The 2,644-nt window shown below is 66.3% G+C and carries 1 protein-coding gene; it reads left to right on the top strand.

What is annotated here, in order from left to right; all coding sequences use genetic code 11:
* The coding region (locus AACY31_RS28450) for a condensation domain-containing protein (RefSeq protein ID WP_339505603.1) at positions 1-2,644 on the top strand (2,644 nt) is incomplete at both ends.

The following is a 2,644-nucleotide window of genomic DNA, read 5'->3' as shown; positions in this document are numbered from 1 at the left end:
CCCCGTACAGCTTCGACGTGTCGGTGTGGGAGTTCTTCTGGCCGCTGATCACCGGCGCGACCCTGGTGGTCGCCCGTCCCGACGGTCATCGCGACCCGGCCTACCTCAGCCAGTTGATCCAGCAGGAGCGGGTCACCACCTTGCACTTCGTGCCGTCAATGCTGCGGGCGTTTGTCGAAGAGCCGAGCCTGGTCAACTGCCACAGCCTGCGTCAGGTGTTCGCCAGTGGCGAAGCCCTGCCGGTGGACCTGGTACGGCGCTTCATGGGCCAACACCCGGCAGCGCTGGTCAACCTGTACGGCCCGACCGAAGCGGCCATCGACGTCTCGGTCTGGCGTTGCTCGGCGGACGATGTGATCGTGCCGATCGGCAAACCCATCGCCAACCTGCGCTTGTACATCCTCGACGAGGCCCTGCAACCGCTGCCGATTGGCAGCATCGGCGAACTGTACATCGGTGGCGCCGGCGTCGCCCGGGGTTACCTGAAACGCCCGGACCTGACCGAGCAACGCTTCCTCGCCAGCCCATTCATCGAGGGTGACCGCCTGTACCGCACCGGCGACCTCTGCCGCTTCCAGGCCGATGGCAACATCGAATACCTGGGCCGTCTCGACCATCAGGTGAAATTGCGCGGCCAGCGGATCGAGCTGGGGGAAATCGACGCTGCGCTGCTGGCGCAGACCGGTGTTCGCGACGCCGCCACCTTGTTGCTGGACCAGCGCCTGGTGAGTTTCTGGTGCGGTGACGCCGATGAGACGACCCTGCGTGCCGACTTGAGTGACAGCCTGCCCGCGCACATGCAACCAAGCCTCTTGGTGCAGCTCGATAACCTGCCGCTCAACAGCAACGGCAAGCTCGACCGCAAGGCATTGGCCACCACGCCGCTGCCACAGAGCCACAGCGACCAGCCGCGCACCGCGCCGCGCAATGTCACTGAAACCGTGCTCTGCGAACTGTTCAGCGAGGTGCTGGGTGGTTCGGAGGTCGGCATCGAGGACAACTTTTTCCAACTCGGCGGTCACTCCTTGCTGGCCACCCGCTTGGTCAGCCGGGTCCGTGAGCGCCTCGGGGTTTGCCTGCCCTTGCCGCTGGTGTTCGCCCAACCGACGGTAGCGGCCCTGGCCGAGCATCTGCGCGCGGCCATGCCCGGCGAATCGATCAGCGCACAACCGCGCCCGGCGCTATTGCCCCTGGGCCTGGCTCAACGCCGGTTCTGGATGCTCAGCCGCCTGGTGCCGGAGTCCCGCGAGTACCACATGCCATTCGCCCTGACCTTGCGCGGCGAGTTGCAGGTCGAGGTCTTGCGCGAGGCCTTTGCGCAGGTCAGCCTGCGCCACCTGGTGCTGCGCAGCCGTATCGTCGAAGTCGACGGCGAGCCGCAATTGCTGATCGACGACCACGGGCCGGCGCTCGCGGTCACTGGCGTTGCGACCCAGGACTGGTCTGTGGCCTGCACCAACGCCCAGGACGCACTGATGACACCGTTCGACCTGGCCGCCGCTGCGCCTTGGCGTGCGCACCTGCTGCAACGCCAGGGCAGTGACGAACACCTGTTGCTGGTGTGCCTGCACCACAGCGCCACCGACGGTTGGGCCATGCAGTTGCTCATCAACGAACTGACCCAGGCCTACGCCGCCGGCCTGAACGGGCAGTCGCCCGCCTGGGCACCGCTGGAAATCGACTACATCGATTTCGCCCTGTGGCAACAGCACCCGGACACCCAGGCCCGGCGCAGCGACAGCCTGGACTACTGGAAAAGCCACCTGGGCCAGAACGACTACCAACTCGACCTGCCCATCGACCATCCACGCGGCGCCGAAGCGGACCGCCGCGCCCGACAACTGAACGTGTCCCTCGGCACCCAGCGCGCCCAAGCCATCCGGCAGTTCGCCCGTCAGCGCGGCACGACCACCTACGTGGTGCTGGCCACGGCCCTGAGCGCGCTGCTGGCGCGCTACAGCGGTCAGCGGGAGATTCTTCTCGGCACCCCGGCGGACCAGCGTGACCATGGGCAAACCCAGACGTTGCTGGCCTGCCTGGTCAACACCCTGGTGATCCGCAGCGACGTCGACCAACGGGCCCCGGCCGAGCAACTGCTGGCCAGCGTCGAGGCCGACCTGCGTGCAGCCCAAGCCCATGCTGACCTGCCCTTCGCCACTCTGGTCGGCGCTATCGCACAAAACCGCGACTTGAACCGTACGCCGCTGTTCCAAGTGCTGTTCTCCCTCAACTATGGCCGCGTCGACAGCAGCCAATGGCCGGGATTGAACGTCGAAGAACAGATGCTGCCGGTGATCGACGCCAAGTTTGAACAGAGCTGGGAAGTCCAGGACGACGGCAGCGACATGACGCTGGCGCTGGAATACCAATCGGCCTTGTACGACGAAGCGACGATGCAACGCTGGAGCGCGCAGTGGTGCGCGCTGCTTGACGCCCTGGTGGCAAGCCCTGGGCGCCCCCTGGTCGAACTGTTCCCGCAACAGCAGGATCAACAGCAACTGGATCGCTGGAACGCCACCGACCGCCACTACAGCGGCCCAACCAACCTACACACCGCCCTGAGCCAACAAGCCGCCCTGAGCCCCAACGCCCCGGCACTGGTGTTCGAAGGCCAGCGCCTGAGCTACGCCGAGCTGGACCTGCG

This window comes from Pseudomonas sp. RL_105y_Pfl2_101 (assembly GCF_963970585.1).
In the GTDB taxonomy this organism is placed as follows: Bacteria; Pseudomonadota; Gammaproteobacteria; order Pseudomonadales; family Pseudomonadaceae; genus Aquipseudomonas.
The sequence above is the reverse complement of the archived record's forward strand: the minus strand, read 5'-3'. Positions and strand labels throughout refer to the sequence as shown.